At 75.0% G+C, this 24,832-nt stretch carries 21 protein-coding genes; 7 read left to right on the forward strand and 14 right to left on the reverse strand.

The window, feature by feature from the left end; translation table 11 throughout:
* Positions 1-37: 37 nt before the first annotated feature.
* Both AQJ30_RS16805 and AQJ30_RS16810 read right to left on the reverse strand, forming a co-directional pair.
* Positions 38-1,849: a hypothetical protein gene (locus AQJ30_RS16805; protein WP_067234220.1), complete on the reverse strand. Its 1,812-nt coding sequence runs from the start codon at positions 1,847-1,849 to the stop codon at positions 38-40.
* 174 nt (positions 1,850-2,023) lie between these two features.
* Positions 2,024-3,409 carry an NsdA family TPR-like regulatory protein gene (locus AQJ30_RS16810; RefSeq protein WP_067234222.1) on the reverse strand — a complete coding sequence of 462 codons (1,386 nt, stop codon included), beginning with the start codon at positions 3,407-3,409 and terminating at the stop codon, positions 2,024-2,026.
* 254 nt (positions 3,410-3,663) lie between these two features.
* Between AQJ30_RS16810 and AQJ30_RS16815 the strand changes: the two genes are divergently transcribed.
* Genes AQJ30_RS16815 through AQJ30_RS16825 form a run of 3 tightly spaced genes read left to right on the forward strand, consistent with a single transcriptional unit; the run spans position 3,664 to position 6,742 of the window.
* On the forward strand, positions 3,664-4,326 hold the full coding sequence (locus tag AQJ30_RS16815) for a bifunctional DNA primase/polymerase (RefSeq protein WP_067234225.1): 663 nt from the start codon (positions 3,664-3,666) through the stop codon (positions 4,324-4,326).
* A gap of 59 nt (positions 4,327-4,385) precedes the next feature.
* Positions 4,386-5,156, forward strand: a complete 771-nt coding sequence (locus AQJ30_RS16820; protein ID WP_067234227.1) for an ABC transporter ATP-binding protein — start codon at positions 4,386-4,388, stop codon at positions 5,154-5,156.
* Positions 5,153-6,742, forward strand: coding sequence for a transporter (locus AQJ30_RS16825; RefSeq protein ID WP_425424149.1), 1,590 nt, complete (start codon positions 5,153-5,155; stop codon positions 6,740-6,742). Before AQJ30_RS16820 ends, AQJ30_RS16825 begins: the two co-directional genes overlap by 4 nt.
* Before the next feature lie 54 nt (positions 6,743-6,796).
* On the opposite strand, the gene AQJ30_RS16830 is transcribed toward AQJ30_RS16825, so the two are convergent.
* Positions 6,797-7,681 carry an alpha/beta fold hydrolase gene (locus tag AQJ30_RS16830; protein ID WP_067234230.1) on the reverse strand — a complete coding sequence of 295 codons (885 nt, stop codon included), beginning with the start codon at positions 7,679-7,681 and terminating at the stop codon, positions 6,797-6,799.
* A gap of 496 nt (positions 7,682-8,177) precedes the next feature.
* Positions 8,178-8,870 carry an iron-dependent transcriptional repressor DtxR gene (locus AQJ30_RS16835; protein ID WP_067234232.1) on the reverse strand — a complete coding sequence of 231 codons (693 nt, stop codon included), beginning with the start codon at positions 8,868-8,870 and terminating at the stop codon, positions 8,178-8,180.
* 224 nt (positions 8,871-9,094) lie between these two features.
* On the opposite strand from AQJ30_RS16835, the gene AQJ30_RS16840 reads away from it, so the two are divergent.
* On the forward strand, positions 9,095-9,850 hold the full coding sequence (locus AQJ30_RS16840; protein WP_067234235.1) for an SIS domain-containing protein: 756 nt from the start codon (positions 9,095-9,097) through the stop codon (positions 9,848-9,850).
* A 129-nt stretch (positions 9,851-9,979) separates the two neighbouring features.
* Here AQJ30_RS16840 and AQJ30_RS16845 read toward each other — a convergent pair whose 3' ends face one another.
* Both AQJ30_RS16845 and AQJ30_RS16850 read right to left on the reverse strand, forming a co-directional pair.
* A complete protein-coding gene (locus AQJ30_RS16845; RefSeq protein WP_067234238.1) occupies positions 9,980-11,482 on the reverse strand; it encodes a PAS domain-containing protein in 1,503 nt (500 codons plus the stop codon).
* A 187-nt stretch (positions 11,483-11,669) separates the two neighbouring features.
* Positions 11,670-12,131 carry a GNAT family N-acetyltransferase gene (locus AQJ30_RS16850; protein WP_067234241.1) on the reverse strand — a complete coding sequence of 154 codons (462 nt, stop codon included), beginning with the start codon at positions 12,129-12,131 and terminating at the stop codon, positions 11,670-11,672.
* Positions 12,132-12,813: 682 nt separating this feature from the next.
* Between AQJ30_RS16850 and AQJ30_RS16855 the strand changes: the two genes are divergently transcribed.
* A complete protein-coding gene (locus AQJ30_RS16855) occupies positions 12,814-13,854 on the forward strand; it encodes an isopenicillin N synthase family dioxygenase (RefSeq protein ID WP_067234244.1) in 1,041 nt (346 codons plus the stop codon).
* On the opposite strand, the gene AQJ30_RS16860 is transcribed toward AQJ30_RS16855, so the two are convergent.
* Positions 13,784-14,770 carry a PaaX family transcriptional regulator C-terminal domain-containing protein gene (locus AQJ30_RS16860; RefSeq protein WP_245726963.1) on the reverse strand — a complete coding sequence of 329 codons (987 nt, stop codon included), beginning with the start codon at positions 14,768-14,770 and terminating at the stop codon, positions 13,784-13,786. The genes AQJ30_RS16855 and AQJ30_RS16860 overlap by 71 nt on opposite strands.
* Positions 14,767-15,405, reverse strand: a complete 639-nt coding sequence (locus AQJ30_RS16865) for a GNAT family N-acetyltransferase (RefSeq protein WP_067234246.1) — start codon at positions 15,403-15,405, stop codon at positions 14,767-14,769. Before AQJ30_RS16865 ends, AQJ30_RS16860 begins: the two co-directional genes overlap by 4 nt.
* A gap of 92 nt (positions 15,406-15,497) precedes the next feature.
* On the opposite strand from AQJ30_RS16865, the gene AQJ30_RS16870 reads away from it, so the two are divergent.
* On the forward strand, positions 15,498-16,604 hold the full coding sequence (locus tag AQJ30_RS16870) for an alpha/beta hydrolase family protein (protein WP_079084090.1): 1,107 nt from the start codon (positions 15,498-15,500) through the stop codon (positions 16,602-16,604).
* Positions 16,605-16,681: 77 nt separating this feature from the next.
* On the opposite strand, the gene AQJ30_RS16875 is transcribed toward AQJ30_RS16870, so the two are convergent.
* Positions 16,682-17,782 (reverse strand): citrate synthase 2, encoded by a 1,101-nt coding sequence (locus AQJ30_RS16875; RefSeq protein WP_067234249.1) that lies wholly within the window; start codon positions 17,780-17,782, stop codon positions 16,682-16,684.
* Positions 17,783-18,067: 285 nt separating this feature from the next.
* Between AQJ30_RS16875 and pdxH the strand changes: the two genes are divergently transcribed.
* Positions 18,068-18,778 (forward strand): pyridoxamine 5'-phosphate oxidase, encoded by a 711-nt coding sequence (gene pdxH, locus AQJ30_RS16880; RefSeq protein ID WP_107119601.1) that lies wholly within the window; start codon positions 18,068-18,070, stop codon positions 18,776-18,778.
* Between the two features lie 42 nt (positions 18,779-18,820).
* Here pdxH and AQJ30_RS16885 read toward each other — a convergent pair whose 3' ends face one another.
* The 5 genes from AQJ30_RS16885 to AQJ30_RS16905 are packed head-to-tail and all read right to left on the reverse strand — an operon-like array spanning position 18,821 to position 24,828.
* Positions 18,821-19,468, reverse strand: coding sequence for a TetR/AcrR family transcriptional regulator (locus tag AQJ30_RS16885; protein ID WP_067234254.1), 648 nt, complete (start codon positions 19,466-19,468; stop codon positions 18,821-18,823).
* Entirely contained in the window at positions 19,456-20,199 is a 744-nt protein-coding gene (locus AQJ30_RS16890; protein ID WP_067234256.1) for an enoyl-CoA hydratase family protein, read from the reverse strand. The genes AQJ30_RS16885 and AQJ30_RS16890 overlap by 13 nt, the downstream gene beginning before the upstream one ends.
* Positions 20,196-21,764, reverse strand: coding sequence for a 4-coumarate--CoA ligase family protein (locus AQJ30_RS16895; RefSeq protein WP_067234259.1), 1,569 nt, complete (start codon positions 21,762-21,764; stop codon positions 20,196-20,198). Before AQJ30_RS16895 ends, AQJ30_RS16890 begins: the two co-directional genes overlap by 4 nt.
* Positions 21,765-21,795: 31 nt before the next feature.
* On the reverse strand, positions 21,796-22,920 hold the full coding sequence (locus AQJ30_RS16900) for an acyl-CoA dehydrogenase family protein (RefSeq protein WP_067234261.1): 1,125 nt from the start codon (positions 22,918-22,920) through the stop codon (positions 21,796-21,798).
* A gap of 54 nt (positions 22,921-22,974) precedes the next feature.
* Positions 22,975-24,828 carry an acetyl/propionyl/methylcrotonyl-CoA carboxylase subunit alpha gene (locus AQJ30_RS16905; protein WP_067234264.1) on the reverse strand — a complete coding sequence of 618 codons (1,854 nt, stop codon included), beginning with the start codon at positions 24,826-24,828 and terminating at the stop codon, positions 22,975-22,977.
* Between the last annotated feature and the right edge of the window lie 4 nt (positions 24,829-24,832).

Raw genomic sequence — 24,832 nt, forward strand, 5'->3', positions numbered from 1 at the left:
GGCCGCGCCCCGCTGGGCCCGGCCAGGTCAGGTCAGGTCAGAGCTGGGTCGGCTGGCGCTCGGTCAGCCCGTACTTGCGCGCGATGCCGTTCCACAGCTGCGCGGCCTTGCTCTTCTGGGCGCTGGCGGTGCCGCTCGCCCGGTTGCCGGCCTGTGTCTCCGGGGTCGTGCGGGCCTGGCCCTTCCTGCACGCCTTCTTGTTGCCGGCGACCTGGTCGGCCCAGGCCGCGTAGTGGTTGTCGGCCTCGGCGGACGCCTGCCACGCCTTGGTGAGCGCGGTGGTCAGCGCCGCGTGGTCGGGCAGCTCGTCCACGGTCAGGCCGTCCAGCCGGGTCACCAGGTCGGTGCGCTGGCCGGCCGCGGCCCGCAGGTCGGTGGCGGCCTGCTGGAGGTTGCGGCACGCCTTGACGTCCGCCACCGCCCCGATCACGCTGGCCCGGCTGCTGCCGCTGTCCGCGAGCAGCTTGTCCAGCGCGACCGCCTGCTCCTTCGCGGGGTCGGCGGCCGTCGACGCGGACCCCGACTGCACGGGCGCCGACGCGGACGCGGGCCGGTCGTCGCCGCCGCCCCCGCCGCCCCCGCCCGCCATGAGCGCGCCCGCGCCGACGCCGACGACCACGATGGCCACGCCGATCGCCGCGATCAGCGGCACCCGGGACCCCGTCCGTCCGCCGCCGCGCCGTCCGCCGTGGTCGTCGGCGTCGTCGTGCACGGCCCGCCGGCCGCCGGGCGGCAGGAACGAGGGCGGGGCGGAGCGGCCCGCACCGTGACCGGCGGGACCCGCGGGGCCGCCCGGTCCGGGCTCGGTGAAGCGGGGCATCTGCTGGGTGGACCCGGCCGGGGACTCGCCCCGGAACAGGTTGGCGAACTCGGCGGGCGGCTGCCGCTCGCCCTCGGCACCGCCGTACGGGGCCTGGCCCGGCCGGCCGCCGGCGACCGGCGGTATGTACTGCGTGGCCTCGGCGTCGGAGCCGGCGGGCTGCCCCTGCGCGTGCGGGCCCGTGCCCAGGTAGTGGGTCGCCTCGGCGGGCGTCTCCGGCGGCAGCGCGCCCCCGCCGACCGGCGGCAGGAACTGGGTCGCGCCCTCGTCCGGGCGGGCGCCGACCGGAGGGATGTACTGCGTGGCCTGCTGGTCCCCGTGTGCCGCGGGGACCGGCGGTATGTACTGCGTGGCGCCCTCGTCCGCCGCGGCGGGCGGCACCGGCGGGAGGTACTGGGTGGCGCCCTCGTGGGCCGCGGGCGGCAGCGGGGCGCCGGGCACGCCGTGGCCGTACGACGGCGGCTGCGCGCCCTCCGGGGGCAGCGGGCCCGGGCCCTGCTGGGGCGCCGGGTTCCACTGGCCGGAGTCGGCGGGCTGGGCACCGCCCCACTGCTGCTGGTCGGCGGGGAGCGGCCAGGAGCCCTGGCCGGACCGGCCGGACCGGCCGGCGGGCGGCTGCGGGGCCGGCCCGTGCTGGTCGGGGCCCCACGGCTGGCCCCAGGTCTGGCCGGGGGCGGGCTGCGGGTCGCCGTAGGAGGCCTGCTGCGGGTCGCCGTAGGCCTGCTGGTCGCCGTACGGGGCCTGCTGCGGGCCGCCGTAGGAGCCGTGGCCCTGCTGGTGGGGGTCGGCGTAGGAGCCGTGCTCGGGCTGCGGGGAGCCGTAGCCGCCGTGGCCGTCATGGCCGCCGTGGCCGCCGTCGCCCGGGTGGGCGGGGCCGGCGTGCCGGCCGCCGTACGGGTCGTGCTCGGGGCGTCTGTCCTCGCCGCTCGTCGTGCCCGGCAGCAGGGGCGCGCCGCCGTCCGAGGGCAGCACGATGCCTTCGCGCGGGGACCGCGCCGAGGGCTCCTCGCCCTGTCCACTCTGCGTCACCGGGACTCCTGTGAATGGGGGACCTTCGGAATCGTCGGCTCACGCTACCGGCTCCACGGAACCCCGTGCCACGCAGCTCAGGACGTGGCCTCCTCCCTGTGACGTCGCTAACAGAGCGGTGGCACAACGGGGGCGCCGTGCGCTGTGGTTGACCCGCGCGGGCGCCCCCTCGGGCTACGCGGCGGCGGGCAGGTCCAGGCGGGCCCCGAACTCCCTGACCACCGGCTCGTCGCGGTACGGCTCCAGCCGCTGCTGGAGGTCCTCCAGGTACTCCGCGCCCCGGTTGGAGCGCAGGGTCTCCAGCAGCTCGACCGCCTTCAGGCCGGTGCTGCACGCCTGCTCGACCTCGCGCTGCTGCACCTGCGCGCCGGCCAGCAGCACGTAGCCGATGGCGCGGCGGCGGGCCCGGCCCTCCGGGTGCCCGGCGAGCGCCTGCTCCGCGCAGCGCGCCGCCGCCTCGGCCTGGCCGAGGTCGCGGTGGCAGTGCGCCAGTTCGTCCGCCAGGTACGCCTCGTCGAAGTGGGCGATCCACACCGGGTCGTCCCCGGACGCGGGGTCGGCCGCCTCCAGCGCGGACACCGCCCGCCCGGACGCCTCCTGCGCGGCGCGCGCGTCGCCCATCAGGGCGTGGCCCCGGGCCTCGGCGGCGTGGAACATCGCCTCCGCGCGCGGGGTGACCCGCCCCCGGGCCCCTTCCTGGGCCGCGCGCGCCAACTGGGCGATCTCGCGCGGGTTCCCGAGCTGGGCGGCGAGGTGGCTCATGGACGCGGCGAGGACGTAGCCGCCGTAGCCGCGGTCCCCGGCCGCCTGGGCGAGGCGCAGCGCCTGGATGTAGTACCGCTGGGCCAGGCCCGGTTGGCCGGTGTCGACGGCCATGTACCCGGCGAGCTCGGTGAGTCGGGCCACGGCGGCGAACAGGTCGCGGCCGACGGCCTCCCGGTAGGAGCCGGCGAGCAGCCCGGAGACGACGCTGTTGAGGTAGTGCACGACGACCGGGCGCACGTGCCCGCTGCCGTACTGGTGGTCCAGGTCGACCAGCGCCTGCGTCATGGCCCGCACGGCCGCGACGTCGGACTGGCCGACCCGGGGCCCCGCCGAGCGCGCCACCTGGGCGTCGGGCGCCGAGATCAGCCAGTCGCGGCTGGGTTCGACGAGCGCGGAGGCGGCCACCGAGGACCCGGACAGGAAGTCCCGCCGGCCCACGTCGCTGCGCCACAGCTCGCAGACCTGCTCGATGGCCCCCAGTACCGTCGGCGAGAACTGGAGGCCCACGCCCGAGGCGAGGTTCTTGCCGTTGGCCATGCCGATCTCGTCGATCGTGACCGTCCGGCCGAGCTTGCGGCCCAGCGCCTCCGCGATGATCGCCGGGGCCCGGCCCCGGGGCTGCTGGCCGCGCAGCCAGCGGGCCACGGAGGTCTTGTCGTAGCGCAGGTCGAGGCCGTGTTCGGCGCCGCACATGTTGACGCGGCGGGCGAGCCCGGCGTTGGAGCATCCGGCTTCCTGGATGAGCGCCTGCAGCCGTTCGTTCGGCTGCCGCGCGACAAGCGGCCTTGCGGCCATGGCATAACCCCCTGCGAACCCCTTGGAACGAAAGATCCGGCCGTGAAGATCGATGCCCCGCGGACATACCGAAAATGCGGGACATGCGAGGATTGCCGGGGTAAGCCACCGGCCGACCCCTGACCGTGCCTACCCGTTCCCGTCCGCCTTCCTGCCGCGCGCCCCCGCGCGTGCACCCGTGCGCCCCGAAGTCCGCGACGGTGCTCCTCCCCCGCGCACAGGGCACGGCGTAACCCCTGGTGACGGCGGGAGTTGTGTTCATCGTGGAAGACACGATCCCCGGCACCGAAGCCGCTCAGATCCCGAAGCAGCGCGGGGAACCGCTGCTGGAGACCGCCGTCCGCTACGCCGGGGAACGGCACTGGGACGTGTTCCCCGGCACCTGGCTGGAGGCGGTCGACGGGGTGCGGCGCTGCTCGTGCGGCGACACCGCGTGCGCGGCGCCGGGGGCCCATCCCGCGCGGCCCGACTGGGCGAGCCTGGCGACGGGCAGCGCGACCGTCGCGCGCCGGATGTGGCAGAAGCAGCCGACGGCGTCGGTCCTGCTGCCCACGGGGCGGACGTTCGACGCGGTCTCCGTGCCGGAGACGGCCGGGTTCCTGGCCCTCGCGCGCATGGAGCGCATGGGGGTGACGCCGGGTCCGGTGACGCTCGCCCCGGACCGGCGGATGTACTTCTTCGTGCTCCCGGGGGCCGTCGCGAAGGTCCCGGACCTGGTGCGCGCGCTCGGCTGGGCGCCCGCGTCGCTGGACCTGCTGGCGCTCGGCGAGGGCGCGTACGTGGCCGCACCGCCCACCCGGTTCGGATCGGGCGGGGCCGTGCAGTGGGCGTGCCGGCCCACGCAGGCGAACCGGTGGCTGCCGGACGCCGAGGAGCTGGTCCCCCCGCTCGCCTACGCGTGCGGCCGGGACCGGTAGCCCCCTCCGCACGTCCCGGTACGCCGGGTGGACCGCAGGACACGGCCTAAGGTGCGTGCATGAGTTCTGCTGTACGTGTGCACGGCCTCTGGAAGCGGTTCGGGCAGCAGGTCGCCGTCGCCGGGATCGATCTCGACCTGCCCGCCGGGCGGTTCATCGGGCTGGTGGGACCCAACGGCGCGGGCAAGACCACCACCCTGTCGATGGTGACCGGGCTGCTGCGGCCCGACGGCGGGACCGTCGAGGTGGTGGGGCACGACGTGTGGCGCGACCCGGTGGAGGTCAAGGCCCGCATCGGGGTGCTGCCCGAGGGGCTGCGGCTGTTCGAGCGGCTGTCGGGCCGTGAACTCCTCGGCTACACCGGGCGGTTGCGGGGCCTGCCGGGGGCGGAGGTCGACAAGCGGGCCACCCAGCTCCTCGACGTCCTCGACCTCGCGGGCGCCCAGCACAAGCTCGTGGTCGACTACTCCACCGGCATGCGCAAGAAGATCGGCCTCGCGGCGGCCCTGCTGCACAACCCCGAAGTGCTCTTCCTGGACGAGCCGTTCGAGGGGGTGGACCCGGTGTCGGCGCAGACCATCCGGGGCGTGCTGGAGCGGTACACGGCCTCCGGCGCCACCGTCGTCTTCTCCTCCCACGTCATGGAGCTCGTCGAGTCGCTGTGCGACTGGGTGGCCGTGCTGGCCGCCGGGCGGATCCGCGCGCACGGCCCGCTGGAGGAAGTACGCGGGTCGGCGCCATCGCTGCAGAAGGCGTTCCTGGAGCTGGTCGGCGCCCGGGAGCGCGACGCCGGCTCCGACCTCGACTGGCTGGGCGGCGGGCCCCGGTGAGCGCGCCGACCGCCGTCGTCGTCCGGCTGAAGCTGTCGCTGCTGCGCAACGGGCTGCGGCAGTCCGCGGGCAGGCGGGCCGCCTACGTCGCCTCGGCCGTCGTCGTCCTGCTGGTCGCCGCGCTGCAGCTGGTGGGGCTCGTCGCCCTGCGCGGGCACGCGCACGCCGCGTCCCTGGTGGTGCTGCTGGTGGCGGTGCTGGGGCTCGGGTGGGCGGTGATGCCGCTGTTCTTCCCCAGCGGGGACGAGACGCTGGACCCGACCCGGCTGGTGATGCTGCCGCTGCGGCCCCGGCCCCTGGTGCGGGCCCTGCTGGCCGCCTCGCTGGTCGGCATCGGGCCGCTGTTCACCGCGCTGCTGCTGGCGGGCTCCGTGGTGTCGGTCGCGCACGGGGCGACGGCGTACGGCGTCGGCGTCCTCGGGGCCGTGCTGGGGTTGCTGGTGTGCGTGACGCTCGCGCGGGCCGTGGCCGCCGCCAACATCCGCCTGCTGACCAGCCGTCGGGGACGCGACCTGGCCGTGCTGAGCGGACTGGTCGTCGCCGTCGGCGCGCAGGTGGTCAACTTCGGTGCCCAGCAACTGGGTTCCTCGGGCCTCGGCCGGCTCGACCCGGCCGCCGACGTGCTGCGGTGGGTGCCGCCCGCCGCCGCGGTCGGCGCCGCGGATTCCGCGAGCGAGGGGTCGTACGGCAGTGCGGCCGCACAACTGCTGCTCACGGCGGCCGCGTTGGGGGCCCTGCTGGTGGTGTGGGAGCGCAGCCTGACCCGGCTGATGACCGCGCCCGACGGCTCCACGTTCCAGGCCGCCGGGTCCGGGACGCGGGAGCGGCGCGGGTCGTCCGGGCTCGCGCGGCTGCTGCCCGCCGGGCGCACCGGGACCGTGATGGAACGCAGCCTGCGCTACGTGTGGCGGGACCCCAGGACGAAGGCGGCCTGGGTGACGTCCCTGGCGATCGGTCTGATCGTGCCGGTGTTCAACGCCCTCCAGGGCACCGGTTCGCCGTACTTCGCGTGCTTCGCCGCCGGGATGCTCGGCATCCAGATGTACAACCAGTTCGGGCAGGACACCTCCGCCTTCTGGATGGTGGCCCTGAGCATTTCCTCCACCCGGGACGCCTACGCCGAACTGCGCGCGCGGGCGCTGGCGCTGCTGGTGATCACCCTGCCGTACACCGCCCTGGTCGCCGTGGTCACCACCGGGCTGCTCGACGACTGGCCCCGGCTGCCGGAGGTGCTCGGGCTGTCCTGCGCGCTGCTCGGCGCGATGCTCGCGACCGGCGCCTGGACCTCGGCCCGCTTCCCCTACTCGATCCCGCAGGAGGGCTACAAGAACGTGGCCCCCGGGCAGGCGGGCCTCGCCTGCACAGCGATCTTCGGCGGCATGGTGGCGGCCGCCCTGCTGTGCGCCCCGGTGATCGCCGTGACGATCTGGCTGAACGTCAGCGCGGGCGGGGACGCGTGGACCTGGCTGCTGCTGCCGGCGGGCGCGGCCTACGGCGCGACGCTGACCTGTCTGGGCCTGCGCCTCGCGGCCCCCCGCACGGCGGCCCGCCTGCCGGAGATCCTGACGGCGGTGAGCAGGGGGTAGCGGGCAGGGGGTAGCGGGCAGGGGCTTGCGGGGGGGGCCGCCGCGGCCGCCGCCTCAGCCGGTGAGTACCCCGTCCAGGAACGGCTCGACGGCCTCCCGCCAGCCCTCCGGCTGGTCGTAGTGCACCAGGTGTCCCGCGTCGGCCACCTCGGCGTACTCGCCCCGGGGCAGCACCCGCACCATCTCCTGCGCCTCCGCCCGTCCCAGCTCGCCGTCCAGGCCGCGCACGACCAGCGTGGGGCACCGCACCTGGGCCAGCTCCTCCCAGTGGGCGTCGTACACCCAGGTCTCGCGGGAGCGCAGCATCTGCTCGGGCTCGAAGACGGGCCGCCAGCCGTCGGCCGCCTCCTGCATGACCTCGGCGTAGAACGCGCCGCGGGAGGGGTTGGGCCGCTCCACCCAGGGGTCGTCCTCGCCGAACCACGTGCGGACGTCGGCCAGGGTGGCGAAGGGCAGGGGCCAGGTCCGGAACCAGTCGGCCCACTCGCGCTGCGAGGCCGCGCCGAGCGCGGAGGCCCGCATGTCGCAGATGACGAGGCCGCGCACGAGGTCGGGGCGCTTGGCGGCGAGCTGCCAGGCGGTCAGGGCGCCCATGGCGTGACCGATGACGACGGCGGGGGCGAGGCCGAGCTGCTCGAGGGCGGCCTCGGCGTCCTCGACGTACGCCTCGCGCGTGTACGACGCGGCCCGGGGCGGCTTCTCGCTGCGGCCGTGGCCGCGCTGGTCGAGGGCGACGGCGCGGTGCCGCTCGGAGAGCCAGCGGGCGGTGGGGGCCCAGTGGGAGGCGCGGCCCATCAGGCCGTGCAGTAACAGCACCCCGGCGCCGCGGTCCCGCTCCGGGCCGTCGACCGGGCCGGGGTCGCCCTTGGGCGGGTCGCCGAACTCCCACGCCGCCAGGCGCACGCCCCCCGCCCCGGTAACGTCGATGCGTCGCGCCATCGGAACTGGCACCCCCTGGCTTGGCTCGCCGGCTTCCCACACTCACATGGCTCAGCGCACGCGGTGATGCACGCGTGTCACACCCAGACTATCGAACTCGTATTCGAAAAACGCCTGGGTGCCAGGCAACACCCCTCGTTCGAGTGACCCCCCTCAAGGAATGATCGCCGCTGCCGAGGGGAGACCTTCTGCGGGAGGCGGACCGCTCGGGGAAATCGGTCCGAGGGGAACGACCCTGAGAGCTCGGGGCTCCGGGTCGACACAGGGGAGGACAGGCCCCGGTGCCGTACGGCACCGGGGCCCTCCTGTCGTCTGCGGCACATCGTCCCGCCCCCTCCGGTCCCATGCCTCACGCGACAGCCTGGCACGAGACGCGGTGCCGCGCTGCGGTTTTCCGCCCGGCTCCCCCTTGGGCGCACGGCGCCGGACCGTGGGCGCGCGGGGCCGGACCGTGGGCGCGCGTGGCCGGACCTCGGGCGCGCGGCACCCGGGCGCCTCAGCGCTTGGCGACGAAGACGTGGGAGGCGACGTCCGACGCGAGCTCGGCGGCCTCGCCCCCGCTGCCGACCAGCACCCCGCCGGCCGACTCGGTGACGCTCACCACGGAGCCGGGCTGCACCCCGGCACGGCGCAGGGTGTACATCAGCTGGGCGTCGGTCTGGATGGGCTCGCCGATCCGGCGCACCACCACCGTCTTGCCCTCCAGGCCCGGGTGGAGCTCGGCCAGCGAGACCATGCCCTCGTCCAGGAACGGGTCGGCGCCGTCCTTCTCGCCCAGCTCCTCCAGGCCCGGGATCGGGTTGCCGTACGGCGACTCGGTCGGGTGGCGCAGCAGCTCCAGCACGCGCCGCTCGACGGCCTCGCTCATCACGTGCTCCCAGCGGCAGGCCTCGGCGTGCACCTGCTCCCACTCCAGGCCGATCACGTCGACGAGGAGGCACTCGGCGAGGCGGTGCTTGCGCATCACGCGCGTGGCGAGGCGGCGGCCCTCGTCGGTCAGCTCCAGGTGCCGGTCGCTGGCGACGGACACGAGGCCGTCGCGCTCCATGCGCGCGACCGTCTGGCTGACCGTCGGACCGCTCTGGTCGAGCCGCTCGGCGATGCGGGCGCGCATGGGGACGACACCCTCCTCCTCCAGCTCGAGGATGGTGCGGAGATACATCTCCGTGGTGTCGATGAGTCCGGACATACGTGCCCCTCGATGAGTGTCCCGGAGGCTGGACGGCTCTCCGGCGCGTGCGCTGGCCCTGACGTCAATTCTGCCGGATCCCACTGACAACCGTGCCGTGCCGAGGAAGGCAGACCCGGGCGGCGGGCCCCGGCGCGGCCCGCACGCCGTATTGACATCCCACTGGTCCAGACCGCACGGTGATCCGCGACACGGACACCCGACTCGGCAAAGGGGCCCCTCGGATGAGCGACCGCAGGCTCGGTGGGCAGTTCTTCGACGCGGCGATCGGGCTCCTGCAGCGGGTCCGCGACGAGGAGGCCGAGGCCGTCGAGGCCGCCGGGAAGCTCCTCGCGGACACCGTTGCCGACGGCGGCCGGCTCTTCGCCTTCGGCGCCGGGCACTCCTCCCTCGCCGCGCAGGACGTCGTCTACCGGGCCGGCGGACTCGCGCTGATGAACCTGCTCGCCGTTCCGGGCGTCGTCGGCGTCGACGTCACCCCGGCCACGCTCGGCTCCGCCCTGGAGCGCGTCGACGGCCTTGCCGGGGCCGTGCTGGACACCTCCCCGATCGGCGCGGGCGACGCCCTGGTGATCGTCTCGCTGTCCGGCCGCAACGCCCTGCCCGTGGAGATGGCCCTCAACGCCCGCGCCCTCGGGGTCCGGGTCATCGGCGTGACGTCGGTGGCGTACGCGACGGAGACCAAGTCCCGGCACGCCTCCGGCACCTTCCTCAAGGACCACTGCGACGTCGTCCTGGACTCGAAGATCGCCGTGGGCGACGCCGAGCTGGCCCTGGACTCCGTGCCCGCGCCGTTCGCGCCCGCCTCCACCGTCGTCACCGCCGCGCTGCTCCAGGCGGTCATGGCCACCGCGGCCGGCTCCCTGGCGGAGCGGGGCGTCGAGCCGCCGCTGCTGCGCTCGGGCAACGTCGACGGCGGCCACGAGTGGAACGGGCGGATCATGGACGAGTACCGGGAGCGGATCTTCTACCGGCACTGAGGCCGGGGCACGACGACGGCCGCGACGACGACGGCCGCGGCGACGAGGGCCGCGGCGAAGTGACACCCTGACGGACGTGACGGATGTGACGACCGTGACGACGGCGGTCCGTCCGGCGTCCGCGACCCGTCAGGCGTCCCCGCCCCGGTCGCCCAGCGCCTCCGCCAGGTCCAGGGCCGCCGCGATCCGTAGGGCCACATCCTCCGCGTAGGCCGTGTCGGAGCGCTCGAACGGGCTGCGGCCGCGCCCGCGCAGGAACGTCACGACACCGAGCGTGCGGCCCCGGCTGCGCAGCGCCGCGCACAGGGCGTGCACCGTGTCCTCGGGCCACTGGCGGGTGCGCGCCCACTCGCGGGCCTGGTCGGGCGGCACGCTGCCGGCGCCGGCCCGCACGGACCCGGCGCGGGCGACGCACTGCAGCGCGGGGTGGCCGTCGGCGTAGCGCACGGGGAGTCCCGCGCGGCCGGTGAGCGTGCTGGGGCCCGGGCCGCCGCCGGAGGGGGTCTCGACGATACGGACCAGCCGCAGCGGGGCCCCGGGTGGGCGTCCCCCGCCCGCGCCCGACCCGCCGCCCTCCGACGGCGCCGTACCTCCGGTGACGCGGTCGATCAGGGCGTGGTCGGCGAATCCGGCGAGGGCGAAGTCGAGGTGGACGGTGACCGCCTCGGCGGGGTCCTCGCACTCGGCGGCCGCGCGGGCCGCCCGGTGCAGCTGGTTGCCGCGGAAGCGCAGCACGGACGCCTCCTGCTCGCCGTGCTTGGCCTCGGTGACGTCCTGGAACACCCAGCCCACGCCGAGCGGCACCGGCTCCTCCGCGAGCGGCGAGGCCAGCCGCAGGAAGCCGCTGCGCCAGCAGCGCCGCTTCTCGCCGTCCGGGGTGCGCACCCCGACCCACATCTCGGCGAGCGCGGGCGGGGCGCCCTCGGCGAGGACGTGCGTGAGGGCGTTCTCCACCTCCTCCACGCCCTGGGTGAGCAGCTCGCCCAGCGGGCGGCCCAGCGCGGCCGTGCGGCCGGTGCCCAGCGCGCGGGCCGCGTGCGCGTTGACGACGGCGGGGCGCAGGTCGGCGTCGACCAGGACCACGCCCCAGGAGGCGTCCTCCAGGAGCGCCTCGCTCAGCGCGATGGACCGCTCCAGGTCGATCTGGGCGTGCACCTCGCTGAACGCGCAGTACAGGCCGGCGGGCGTGCCCCCGGGGCCGGGCACCGCGGCGGACTGGGTGCGCACCAGGACCCGGCCGCCGTCCTTGGTGACCAGCGCGAACTCGTGCACCTGGCGGCCGGGGGCGCGCATGGCCGCCCGCAGCCGGCCCTCGACCTCCTCGGCGTCCGCCTCGCGCACCGCCCAGCCGGCGAAGCCGTGCCGGCCGACGGCCTCCGCGGCCGTCCAGCCGAGGATGCGCTCGGCCTCCCGGTTCCAGTGGGTGACGACCCCGTCCGCGTCGAAGGCGCACAGTGCCGCGTCCATGCCGTCCAGGAGCGCGGCGAGCAGGTCGGCGCCGCCGGGGTGATCGGGGTGTCCTGGACCGCCGGGCGGCGGGGTGCCGGAGCCGGCACCGCCCCGGTCGGGCGGCTCGGGGCCGTCGTCCGGCCCGAGCTCGTCCGTGGTCCCGCTACGCCGGGAAGCACTCACCTGGAACCCCCATGCCGGACGCGTCGGCGGCGACGGCGCGCCGGTTCGCTCACGGGCCGCCACCAGCCCTTTCCCTCACCTTCATTCAACTCGAAGGTGATGCAGCACACACAGGGTTCCTGCAATATTGCAGAGCAATCGTTGCGGAGCGGACCGTCCCCGGCGCGCTGCCCGTGTGTCCCCACGCCTACCCGCGGTCCCAGCCGCTCAGCCGCAGGTCGATCCACAGATCGTTCTCCCCGTCCAGCACGTAGCGCTCGGTCTCGGCGAACCCGCGCGCGAGGGCGAAGGCGAGGCCGTCCCCGTTGGCCGCCAGCACGCACGTCTCGACCGCTCCGGCGCCGAGCACGCGCGCGTGGGCGAGGCCGTCGTCGTAGAGGGCGGTGCCCAGGCCGCGCAGCCGGTGCTCGGGCAGCACGCGCGCGATGACGGTCGCCACGGCCTCCTCGCCCTGCGGCGGGCGCACGGTGGAGCAGCCGACGAGCACGTCGCCCTCGTAGGCGTTGCACAGGCGGTTGCGGCCCGCACGCGCGCGGACCGCGTCGAGCGGCAGGGCGGCCGGGGGCACGATCGTGTTGTGGACGTGCTGCCAGTCCAGCAGGGCGCCGTCGTCGGCGGCGGCCACGGGGACGATGCGGAGATCGGTCACTCCGGCAGCCAAGCGCGCCGCGCCGACCTGCGTCAACGGCGTATCGGGGGCGGCCGGACGGGGACCGGGACGGGGACCGGACGCGGCACCGCACGGGTGCGGGACGGGGTCCGCGAAAAAAACGGTTGATCCGGGCGCGAACGGTTCCTAGGGTGGCTAGCACTTCGGAAAGGAGGTGGTTCGGCAGATGTATGCATACCGGACGGAAGAGGTGGCTGCGGGCTAGCGGTCCGCCGTCAGACTCGGTTCGGCGCCGGACCAGCGTGTGCGCGACACACGCAGCCGGCCAGTTCCACGCAGTCACCCGACCCGCGAGTCGCCGGTACGTCCGGCCGGCTCCTCCCCCGGGAGGAACCAGACTCGCGGGTCGCTGCATGTCCGGAAGATCTTCCGGTCCCGGTCCGCGCGCTGTACGGGTCTTCCGGGCGGGCGGTACCCTGACGCCATGCTTTCGCTCGTTCGACGCCGCCACGTGGACTTCGTCCGCGTCACGAGCATGGGCTGTCGACGCTCCCTCTGAGCCGTCCGGGCTCCCTCCGAGCCGTCCGGCCCCCCGTGGTCCGAGCTTCTCCCCCGCGCCGTCCCGGCGCCCCCCTGCGCGGCCACCGCCGCCCCCCTCCTCCGCTCCACCCGAGCGGCTTCCGTCAGCTCTCGCCGAGCCCGTACACCCCGCGGACACCTCATGACGCACGCACCCACCCCCGCAGCGACGCTCCCCGCCCACCGGCAGCTCCCGATCATCGACCTGTCCGCGGCCGACCGCGGACCGCGCGCGCGTGCCCTGCTGCACGCCCAGCTGCACAGCGCCGCCCACGACGTCGGCTTCTTCCAGCTCATCGGCCACGGCGTGACCCGCCAGGAGACCGACCGGCTGCTGACCGCGATGCGGCGGTTCTTCGCCCTGCCGGAGGCCGAGCGGCTCGCCCTCGACAACGTCCACTCCCCCCACTTCCGCGGCTACACCCGCACCGGCGACGAGCGCACCGGCGGCCGGCGCGACTGGCGCGACCAGCTCGACATCGGCGCCGAGCGGCCGGCCCGGGTCCCGGGCCCCGGGGAGCCGGCGTACTGGTGGCTGGAGGGGCCCAACCAGTGGCCCGCGTCGCTGCCGGAGCTGCGCACGGCCGCGCTGCACTGGATCGAGCGGCTGAGCGCGGTCGCCGAGCGGCTGCTGCACGAGCTGCTCGCCTCGATCGGCGCGCCCGCCGACTTCTACGACAACGTCTTCGGCGACCGGGCGCACCCGCAGCTGAAGCTGGTGCGCTACCCCGGGACCGCCGAGGACGGCGCCGACCAGGGCGTCGGCGTGCACAAGGACTACGGCTTCCTGACCCTGCTGCTCCAGGACGAGGTGGGCGGGCTCCAGGTGCAGCGCGAGGACGGGCAGTTCCACGACGTCCCGCCGATCGAGGGCGCCTTCGTGGTGAACCTCGGCGAGCTCCTCGAGGTCGCCACCGACGGCTACCTGCTCGCCACCAACCACCGCGTGGTCTCGCCGCCCGGCGGGGTGGAGCGCTACTCGGTGCCGTTCTTCTACAACCCGCGCCTGGACGCGCGCGTGGAGCCGCTGCCCTTCCCGCACGCCCCGGCGGCGCCCGGCGTCACGGACGACCCGGCCAACCCGCTGTTCGCCGAATACGGCTACAACGAGCTCAAGGGCAAGCTGCGGGCCCACCCGCTGGTCGCCCGCCGGCACCACGCGGGGCTGCTGACCCCGGCGTGAGCCGGCCGAGCGCGTCCCCGTAGAGGCGGAACAGGCGCAGTCCCGCCGGCCCGTCGGTGTCCGTCCCGCGCAGGCGGTGCCAGCAGTCGGCGGTCAGGCGTCGTGCGTGGGCGCCGGGCCACGGCTGGGGCAGCAGTTCCGGCGGAAGCAGCGGGTCGGGGTCAATCGCCCTGGTGAACTCGGCGGCGAGTTCCACCGCCATCGCCAGTCGTCCGGCCGACGCCGCGCTGTCGGTGCCGTCGCCCCCGGCCGGCGCGTCCAGCCGGGCCAGGCAGTGCTGCGCGAACGCGGTGAGCCGTTCGTAGCGGGCGGCGACGTCTTCCAGGGGCCACAGCCCGGCGGCCAGCGCGGCGGGGTCGGTGAGGGTGCCCACGCGCAGGTCGGTGCTGGTCAGGAAGGTCAGGGAGTCCAGGACGCCGAGGCGGCGGGCGTGGGCCTCGACGATGTCGGCGACGTCGTTGGCGGTGACGTAGAGGCCGCCCTGGAGGGGGGCCGCTCCGAGGTGCAGGAGGGTGTCCCGCAGGGCGTCGCGGGTGGTGCGCCGCGCTTCGGGGACGGCGAACGCGAACAGGTGCCAGACCCCGTCCCAGGGGGCGTGCCCGGCGTCCTGCCGGTAGGCGTGGTGTACGTACGCCGCGTCGGGCGCGAGGGCGCCGGTCGGGTCGGCGACGGCCCGCAGGACCGCCTTGCGCCCGCGGCCCTCCTGGGTGAACCGCCCGTCGGCGACGAGGCGCCTGACGCACAGGCGCACCTGTTGATCGGTCATGCCCAGCAGGACCGCAACGCCGTACAGCTCGGCGGCGTCCACGGTGCCGTCCTCCCGCACGAGCGCGTGCACGAGCAGCCGGGTGGGCACCTCCGGCCGCGGGGGGCCGTCCGCTCCGGTACCGGTGGCGGGTGTGCCGGCGGCCGTCACCGCCCGTCCCCCGCGGTGCGGTCCGCCCCGGTGACGGGCCGGTACATGGTCGTCACGGCGCCGAATCCCAGCAGGCGGCGCAGGTAGGGCGTCCGCTCGGTGTGCCGGGCGACGTAGCCGTGGCGTTCGTACAGGGCCCGGGCGCGGGGGTTGGTGTCGATGACGTCCAGCCGGATGCGCCGGCATCCGTTCTCGGCGGCGACGGCGGCGACCTGCGCCAGCAGGAGGCTGCCGATCCCCTGGCCCCGGTGGCGCGCGTCCACCGCGATGCCGTCCATGACGAGCTCCGCCTCCTCGGGGGTGCGGTCGAACAGGGCGAGTACGGCGAGCCGGGGCAGGCCCCGGAGGACGCCGTAGGTGGACAGGACGTCCGGCACGTCGCCGCCGGTCAGCGCGCGCCCGCCGAGGCGGTAGCCCGCGACGCCGACCACCGTGCCGTCGGCGAGGGCGGTCACGCCCCGGTCGTGGTTCAGGTGCGCGGCGATGAAGGCCCGCCCGGTCTCCGGGGGGTCGAGGGCCGGGCCGAGTTTACGGCCGAACGCTTCCCAGTAGAGCGCGGCCACCTCCCCCTCGGCCCCCTCGGGCACACCTCGTCGGCACGTGACGGTCCCGTTCCGCGCGTTCGTGGGCTCCATGCTCCTGCTCCCCCAGCCTCTCCGATCCCCTTGCCCTATCGATTCTAATACGTTCATCCTTGATACGAGCGTTTTTACTATGAACGGAATGAATGACAGATCGGAGCGGTCCGGTGCTGGGACGACGGAGGACGGGCAGGACGGTCCGCGCGCGGCGGGGGCGGCGGTACCTGCTGTGGACCCTGGTGGGCGCCCTGCTCGTGGCGGGCGGGCTCGGCGGGGTCGTGGTGTGGCGGAACACCTACGACCTCCGCGAGGAACGCGTGGTGCTGCGGCACCACGGTCACCGCCTGGACGGGGTACTGGCCCGCCCGTCCTCGGGCGGGGGGCCGTTCGGGCTGGTGGTCTTCGTGCACGGGGACGGGCCAGTGGACGCCACCCACGACACCTTCTACCGGCCCCTGTGGGAGGCGTTCGCGCGGGCGGGTTACGCCTCGCTGTCCTTCAGCAAGCCGGGGGTGGCCGGCTCGGAGGGCGACTGGCTCGACCAGAGCATGGACGACCGCGCCGAGGAGACACTCGCCGCCGTGGCCTGGGCGCGCGGGCGTCCCGGGATCGACGGGCGCCGCATCGGACTGTGGGGGGCCAGCCAGGCCGGATGGGTCCTGCCCAAGGTCGCCGCGAAGGACCGGGGCATACGTTTCGTCATCGCCGTCTCCCCGGCCGTCAACTGGCTGCGGCAGGGCCGCTACAACCTGCTCGCCGAACTCCGGCGGGAAGGCGCCGGCCCGCAGCGCGTCGAGGCGGCGCTGCGCCGCCGCGAGACGACCGTGCGGCTGCTGAGGAGGGGCGCGACCTACGCCGAGTACCGCGCGGCGGTCGGTGACCCGGACGGCGTCACGCCCGCCCGGTGGCGGTTCATCTCGGCGAACTACGCCTCCGACGCGGTCGCCGACCTGCGCGCCATGAAGGGGACCCCCGTCCTGCTCGTGCTGGCCGGCCACGACGTGAACGTGGACGTCAAGGAGACGCAGGCCGTGTACCGCGAAGTCCTCCCCGCCTCCACGCTGAGCGTCGAGCACTACCCGGACGCCACGCACTCGCTGGTGGACCACGCCACGGAACGCTCGTCGCTGCGGCTGACCGCGACCGCCGTCCTCGCGCCACGGAAGCTGTACGCGGCGGGATTCCTGGACCGCCAGACCCGTTTCCTGCGGGAGACCGGCGCGCGCCGGGGAGACACGTCGGCGTCTCCCTGACGCCGATCCGGGACCGGCGGTGCCACGCGCCCGCACCGCCGGTCACGCCGGTCACGCCGGTCTCTCGGCGAGCGGCGTCAGGAAGCGATGTCCGCGTACCCCTCCACCTCGCGCGGGTCGCGCGGGCCCGGGCCCATGTAGCGGGCGGACGGGCGCACCAGGCGGCCCGTGCGCTTTTGCTCCAGGATGTGCGCCGACCAGCCCGCGGTGCGGGCGCAGGTGAACATCGAGGTGAACATGTGCGCCGGGACCTCGGCGAAGTCCAGGACGATCGCGGCCCAGAACTCGACGTTCGTGGCGAGGACGCGGTCGGGGCGGCGGTTGTGCAGCTCCTCCAGCGCGGCCTTCTCCAGCGCCTCGGCGATCTCGAAGCGGGGGGCGCCCAGCTCGCGCGCGGTGCGGCGCAGGACGCGGGCGCGGGGGTCCTCGGCGCGGTAGACGCGGTGCCCGAAGCCCATCAGGCGCTCGCCCCGGTCGAGGGCCTGCTTGACGTACGCCTCGGCGTCGCCGGTGCGCTCGATCTCCTCGATCATGCCGAGCACGCGTGAGGGGGCGCCGCCGTGCAGCGGGCCGGACATGGCGCCCACGGCGCCCGAGAGGGCCGCGGCGACATCGGCGCCGGTGGAGGCGATGACGCGCGCGGTGAAGGTGGAGGCGTTCATGCCGTGCTCGGCGGCGGACGTCCAGTAGGCGTCCACGGCGGCCACGTGCTTGGGGTCGGGCTCGCCCCGCCAGCGGATCATGAACCGCTCGACGACGGACTGCGCCTGGTCTATCTCGCGCTGCGGGACCATGGGCAGGCCCTGGCCGCGGGCGGACTGGGCGACGTAGGACAGGGCCATGACGGCGGCCCGGGCCAGGTCGTCCCGGGCCTGGTCGGCGTCGATGTCCAGGAGCGGTTTCAGGCCCCAGACGGGGGCGAGCATGGCCAGCGCGGACTGCACGTCGACGCGGATGTCACCGGAGTGGACGGGGATGGGGAACGGCTCGGCGGGCGGCAGGCCGGGGTTGAAGGCGCCGTCCACGAGCAGGCCCCAGACGTTGCCGAAGGAGACGTGACCGACCAGGTCCTCGATGTCGACGCCCCGGTACCGCAGGGCGCCGCCCTCCTTGTCCGGTTCGGCGATCTCGGTCTCGAATGCGACGACTCCCTCGAGCCCGGGTACGAAGTCGGACATCAGGCGGCTCCTCGTGAGGTGAGTGACAGGTGGTGCGTCCGGTGGGACGACCAGGTGTCGGGCGGCTGGGGAGGGTGAGGGGCCCGTGGATCCGCGGTCGTGTCCCGGCTCGCGGTCCTGGGCGCCCACCCCTGTGATGCCCCGTGCGGTCGGCGGTCACCCCACCGGCACGGCACCAGCACGATATCCCCGGAGTGCCACCTTTGGGGAGCCCCCGCGGCACTCAGTGCCATCTGGGTCGGGCGGTGGTCTTCCGGTCCGGGGACCGGGCGGTGCGGGCGGACCATGCGGCAAGATGACCATGTGAGCGACCGAGACGCCGTCCCGTACGATCCCGCCGCCGAACCCGCGCCCGATCCCGCGTCGATGCGCAAGCAGTACCGGGCCGAGGGCCTCGACGCGTCCGACCTGGCCGCGACGCCGGTGGAGCAGTTCGCCCGCTGGTTCCGGGACGCGGCCCTGGAGGCCCACCTGTTCGAGCCGAACGCGATGGTCGTGTCCACGGCCGACGCCGAGGGCCGGCCCAGCTCACGCACGGTGCTGCTGAAGCAGTTCGACGAGCGGGGCTTCGTCTTCTACACCAACTACGACTCCCGCAAGGGCCGCGACCTCGCCGAGAACCCCCACGTGTCGCTGCTGTTCCCCTGGCACCCGATGGCCCGGCAGGTCGTCGTGCGGGGCGTGGCGGTGCGCACCGGGCGCGACGAGACCGCCGCGTACTTCCGGACCCGGCCGCACGGCTCCCAGCTGGGCGCCTGGGCGAGCGCCCAGTCCACGGTGATCGCCTCGCGCGAGGGCCTGGACGCGGCGTACGCCGAGCTGGAGGCCCGCTACCCGGAGGGCGAGCAGGTGCCCGTGCCGCCGCACTGGGGCGGCTTCCGGGTCACCCCCGAGCGCGTGGAGTTCTGGCAGGGCCGCCTGAACCGCCTCCACGACCGCCTGGCTTACGTCGCCGGACCCGACGGCGGCTGGCGGGTGGAGCGACTGAGCCCCTGAGGGTGCCGTGACCGCCGGTGACGGTCCCGGCCGGACGTCGGCTCAGGCGAGGGCCGTGTCCAGGAGGTCCGCCCATTGCGCCACCACACGGGCGCGGCGGGTCGTGTCGTCGGTGAGGAGGTTGGCGAGGCCCAGGCCGCGGGCCATGTCCAGGAGGCCCTGGACGGTCTCGCGGACGCCGGGGCGGGACTCGTCGGCGCCGAGCAGTTCGACGGCTATGCGGTGGGTCTCCCGGCCCACGCGGGCCTCCAGCTCGGTGACCCGGGGGCGCAGCTGCTCCTCGTCGGAGGCGGCGACCCACAGGTGCAGGGCGGCCCGGAACAGGGGGCCGGTGTACAGGTCGACCAGGGCGGCGACGACCGCGCGCCGGTCGCCGGACGCGCCCTGCGGGAACAGGGCGCGCAGGGCCGTGGAGCGCTCCTCGGCGACGTACTCGACGGCCGCGGTGAACAGGTCCTCACGGGTGCGGAAGTGGTGCTGGGCGGCGCCCCGGGAGACACCGGCGCGCTCGGCGACGACGGAGACCGTGGAGCCCGCCCAGCCGCGCTCGGCGAGGCAGGCCACGGCGGCCTCCAGGAGCCGCTGCCGGGTGGCGCGGCTGCGGTCCTGCTTGGGCAGGCGCTCCGCGCGCGCGTCGGCCGTCGCCGCACCGGAAGGGGTGCCGGTCGAGGCACCGGTCACAGCACCCATGAGGGATCCCGTCGTTCGAGGAAGGCCGTCATCCCCTCGCGGGCCGGCGGGGAGGCGAACAGCCGGGCCGAGAGCGCGGTCAGGGTGGCCGCGTCCCGGTCGAAGGTCTCCAGCACCCTAGTCGTGAGCAGCCGTTTCGTCTCGGCCAGGGCCTCGGGCGCGGATCGCCGCAGCCCGTCGAGGACGGGGTCGAGGACGGCGTCCACCTCCTCGCCGTCGCCCGCGGCCGCGGTGAGCAGGCCGGTGCGGGCCGCCTCGACGGCGTCGAAGCGCTCGCCGGTGAGGTAGTAGCGGGCCAGGGCGCGCGGGTCGACGCGGTCCAGGAGCGTCAGCGAGATGACGGCCGGGGCCACGCCGATGCGCACCTCCGTGAAGGCGAACGTCGCCGCGCGGGACGCGACCGCGATGTCGCAGGCGGCCAGGAGGCCGAGGCCGCCCGCGCGGACGTGGCCGGTGACCCGCGCGACCACCGGCCGGGGCAGTTCCACGATCCGGCGCAGCAGGTCCACGAGCGCGTCGGGGTGCGGCGGGTCGCGCAGGTCGGCGCCGGCGCTGAACGTGCCGCCGGTGTGGGTGAGGACGACGGCGCGGACACCGGGGTCGCCGGCGCAGTCGGCGAGGGCTTCCGCCAGCTCGGCGACGAGCGCCGCCGAGAGGGCGTTGCGGTTGTCCGGGGAGTCGAGCGCGAGGGTCTCCACGCCCCGCGCGCGGGTACGGCCGATCAGTGTCATGTGCGCTCCCTGAGCTGCCGGCGCAGGATCTTCCCGGACACGGCGCGCGGCACGGCGTCGATGAAGGTGACGCGGCGCACGCGCTTGTACGGGGCGACCCGCTCGGCGACGTACATCATGACCTCGCCCGCGGAGAGGTCGGCGGCGGTGGGCTGGCGGACCACGAACGCGTGCGGCACCTCGTTGCGGTCGTCGTCGTGGGCGCCGATGACGGCCGCGTCCGCGATGCCCGGGTGGGTGAGCAGCAGCGCCTCCAGCTCGGCCGGGGCGACCTGGAAGCCCTTGTACTTGATGAGTTCCTTGACCCGGTCGACGACGAACAGCCAGCCGTCCCGGTCGACATGGCCGACGTCGCCGGTGTGCAGCCAGCCGTCGCGGTCGATCATCGCCTCGGTGGCGTCGGGGCGCCCGAGGTAGCCCTTCATGACCTGCGGGCCGCGGATGAGGATCTCGCCCGCCTCGCCGACGCCGAGGTCCTTGCCGGGGTCGTCGAGGGAGACGACGCGCATCTCGGTGCCGGCGATGAGCTTGCCGACGGTGCCGGGCGGGGCCTCCTCCATGGCGTCCAGCGGGACCACGTGCGTGCCCGGGGACAGCTCGGTCATGCCGTACGCCTGGCCGACCGGCGGCAGGCCCAGCCGCTGCGCGCAGGCGGCGGCGAGGTCGGCGTCCAGGGGTGCGGCGGCGCTGATGACGTACCGCAGGGACGACAGGTCGTACTGCGCGACCGCCGGGTGCTTGGCGAGGGCCAGCACGATCGGCGGAGCCACGTACAGCCCGGTGATGCGGTGGGTCTGGATCGCGGCGAGGAACGCCTCCAGCTCGAAGCGGGGCAGCACGACGACCGTGGCGCCCTTGCGCAGCGGTGCGTTCATCAGGGCGGTCAGCCCGTAGATGTGGAAGAACGGCAGCACGGCGAGGATGCGGTCGTCCGGTCCCGCCGGGACCGCGGGTTCCAGCTGGGCGAGGTTGGTGGCGATCTGCCGGTGGGTGAGCATCACGCCCTTGGGGACGCCGGTCGTGCCCGAGGAGTACGGCAGGGCCGCCACGTCCTCCACGGGGTCGATGTCCGGCCGGGGCTCGGGGGCGCGAGAGGCGAGCATGTCGATCAGCGAGCGGTGGCCGGGCGCGCTGTCGCAGACGAAGACCTCCTCGACGCCGCCCGCGAGTTCCGCCGCGCGGCGGGCCGTCGCCAGCAGCGGGGAGACGGTGACGATCCACCGGGCCCCCGAGTCGCCGAGCTGCTTGGCGAACTCCTCGGGCGTGCACAGCGGGTGCACGGTGGTGACCGAGGCGCCCGCGCGCGTGGCCGCATAGAAGGCGAGCGGGAAGGCGACCGTGTTGGGGCTGTGCAGGGCCAGTACGTCCCCCTTGCGCACCCCGGCCTCGGCGAGTGCGGCGGCCACCCGGCGGTGGAAGCGGTCGACCTGGTCGTACGTGAGCGTGGTGCCGTCCGTGCCGTCGATCAGCGCCGGCCGGTCGCCGAACTCGGCGGCACGGCCCAGCACGGCCTCGTGGATGGGCAGGTCGACGGGCGGGACGTCTGCGTACTCGCTGCGGAACATGGTTCCTCCTCACGCACGCCGGCGTGCGTCGTCAGTACGACTTGGGCAGACCGAGGGTCTGGTGGGAGACGTAGTTGAGAATCATCTCCCGGCTCACCGGGGCGATACGAGCCACGCGCGCGGCCGTTATCAGCCGGGCCAGGCCGAACTCGCGCGTCAGGCCGTTCCCGCCGAGGGTGTGCACCGCCTGGTCGACCGCCTTCACGCAGGCCTCCCCCGCCGCGTACTTCGCCATGTTGGCCGCCTCGCCCGCGCCGACGTCGTCCCCCGCGTCGTAGAGGTGGGCCGCCTTCTGCATCATCAGGCGGGCCAGCTCCAGCTCGATGTGGGCCTGGGCGAGCGGGTGGGCGACGGCCTGGTGGGCGCCGATGGGGACCTTCCACACGGTGCGCTCGCGCGCGTACTCCACGGCGCGGGCCAGGGCGTGGCGCCCCATGCCGATCGCGAAGGCAGCCGTCATGATGCGCTCGGGGTTGAGCCCGGCGAACAGTTGCAGCAGACCGGCGTCCTCGTCACCGACGAGCGCTTCGGCGGGCAGCCGCACGTCGTCCAGGACCAGCTCGAACTGCTTCTCCTCGCTGTGCAGTTCCATGTCGATCCGGTGGCGGGTGAAGCCGGGCGCGTCCCGCGGGACGATGAACAGGCAGGGCTTGAGGCGGCCGGTGCGGGCGTCCTCGGTGCGGCCGACGATCAGGGTGGCGTCCGCGATGTCCACGCCGGAGACGAACACCTTGCGGCCGGTGAGCAGCCAGTCGGCGCCGTCGCGGCGGGCCGTGGTGGTGATGCGGTGGCTGTTGGAGCCGGCGTCGGGCTCGGTGATGCCGAACGCCATCAGGCGGGAGCCGTCGGCGAGGGCGGGCAGCCACTCGCGCTTCTGGGCCTCGGTGCCGAAGCGGGCGATCACGGTGCCGCAGATCGCCGGGGAGACGATCATCATGAGCAGGGGGTTGCCCGCGGTGCCGAGCTCTTCGAGGACGAGGGAGAGTTCGGTGATGCCGCCGCCTCCCCCGCCATATGCCTCCGGCAGGTTGACGCCGATGTAGCCCAGCTTGGCGGCTTCCTGCCATACGGTCGCCGGGTCGTGGTGGGACTTGGCGAAGGCCGCTACCGCCTTGCGGAGGGCCTGGTGCTCTTCGGGTTCGATGAGGGTGGTCACGGTGGTCCTCCGGGTGGCTGTCGTCGGTGGCTGGGCGCGCAGTTCCCCGCGCCCCTACGGTTGGCTGCTCTCGACCACGGCCAAGAGGGTGCCGACCTCCACCTGGTCTCCTTCCGCCACCGGCAGGTCCACCAGGACTCCGGTGGCCGGTGCGGAAATGCGGTGTTGCATCTTCATCGCTTCGAGCCACAGCAGCGGTTCACCGGCCCGGACACCCGATCCGGTGACGAGGCCGTCGGCGATCTTGACGACCGTGCCCGGCATCGGCGCGAGCAGGGAGCCGGGGGCCTGCTGGGCCGCCGGGTCGGGGAAGCGGGGCAGGGCGGTGAGGGCGGTGCCGTTCACCCAGACCCGGTCGCCGTGGCGGGCCACCTCGAAGCGGCGGCGCACGCCGTCCGTCTCCAGGACGACCGCCGAGGCGTCCACGTGGATCACCTGGACGCCGTCCGCCACCGGGCCGCCGCGGGTGTGCCGGTAGCGCACCTCGTGCTCCTGGCCCGCCATCACGTACCGCTTCACCTGGGGCTGCGAGGGCAGGTTGCGCCAGCCGCCGAAGCGGGAGCGGCCGTGGCTGTCGGCGAGGGCCGCGGCGAGGGGGGCGAGCGGGTCGGCGGCGGGCTGGGTGAGCGCGGCCAGGTGGCGGTCGTAGAAGCCGGTGTCCATGCGCGCGGAGGTGAACTCCTCGTGGCGCAGGGAGCGGACGAGCAGGTCGCGGTTGGTGACGGGGCCGTGGATCGCCGTGCGCTCCAGCGCGCCGGCCAGTTTCCGCACCGCCTCCGCGCGCGTGGGGGCGTGGGCGATCACCTTGGCGATCATCGGGTCGTAGTGGACGCCGATCTCGTCGCCGTCGGTGCAGCCGGTGTCGAGGCGGACGCCGTCGGGGACGGCGAGGCGGTGCAGGGTGCCGGTCTGCGGGGACCAGTCGCCGGCCGGGTCCTCGGCGTACAGGCGGGCCTCGACGGCGTGCCCGCGCGCGGAGGGTGGCTCGGCGGCCAGGGGGGCGCCCTCGGCGATCCTGATCTGCTCGGCGACCAGGTCGAGGCCGAAGACCTCCTCGGTGACCGGGTGTTCCACCTGGAGGCGGGTGTTCATCTCCAGGAAGTGCGCGGTGCCGTCGGCGACCAGGAACTCGACGGTGCCGGCGCCCACGTAGTCCACGGCACGCGCGGCGCGGACGGCGAGGGCGCGCAGTTCCTCGTCGAGCGCCGGGGTGAGCCCGGGGGCGGGGGCCTCCTCGATCACCTTCTGGTGGCGGCGCTGGAGGGAGCAGTCGCGCGTGCCGAGCGCCCACACCGTGCCGTGGGTGTCGGCGAGGACCTGCACCTCGACGTGGCGGCCGTGTTCCAGATAGGGCTCGACGAAGACCTCGCCGTCGCCGAAGGCGCTCGCGGCCTCGGCGCGCGCGGCGCGCAGGGCGGGCTCCAGCTCGTCCAGGCGGCGCACGACGCGCATGCCGCGCCCGCCGCCGCCCGCGGCGGCCTTCACCAGCACGGGCAGGTCGGCCTCGGTGACGTGCTCCGCGTCGAGCGGCGCGATGCCCATGAGCGCCTTGGCGCGGGTCTTGGACGCCATGGCCTCGATGGCCTCCGGCGGCGGCCCGATCCACACCAGGCCCGCGTCGAGGACGGCGCGCGCGAAGCCGGGGTTCTCGGACTGGAAGCCGTAGCCGGGGTGCACGGCGTCGGCGCCGGCGGCGACGGCCGCCTTCACGATCAGGTCGCCGCGCAGGTAGGTCTCGGCGGGTGCGGCGCCCGGCAGGCGTACGGCGCTGTCGGCCACGCGCGTGTGCAGGGCGTGCGCGTCGGCGTCGGAGTGCACGGCGACGGTGCGGATGCCCAGTCGGGCGCAGGTGCGGAAGACGCGGTGGGCGATCTCGCCCCGGTTGGCCACGAGGACAGAAGTGATCACGTCA

It is taken from the genome of Streptomyces longwoodensis, from assembly GCF_001514125.1.
Classification (GTDB): domain Bacteria; phylum Actinomycetota; class Actinomycetes; order Streptomycetales; family Streptomycetaceae; genus Streptomyces; species Streptomyces longwoodensis.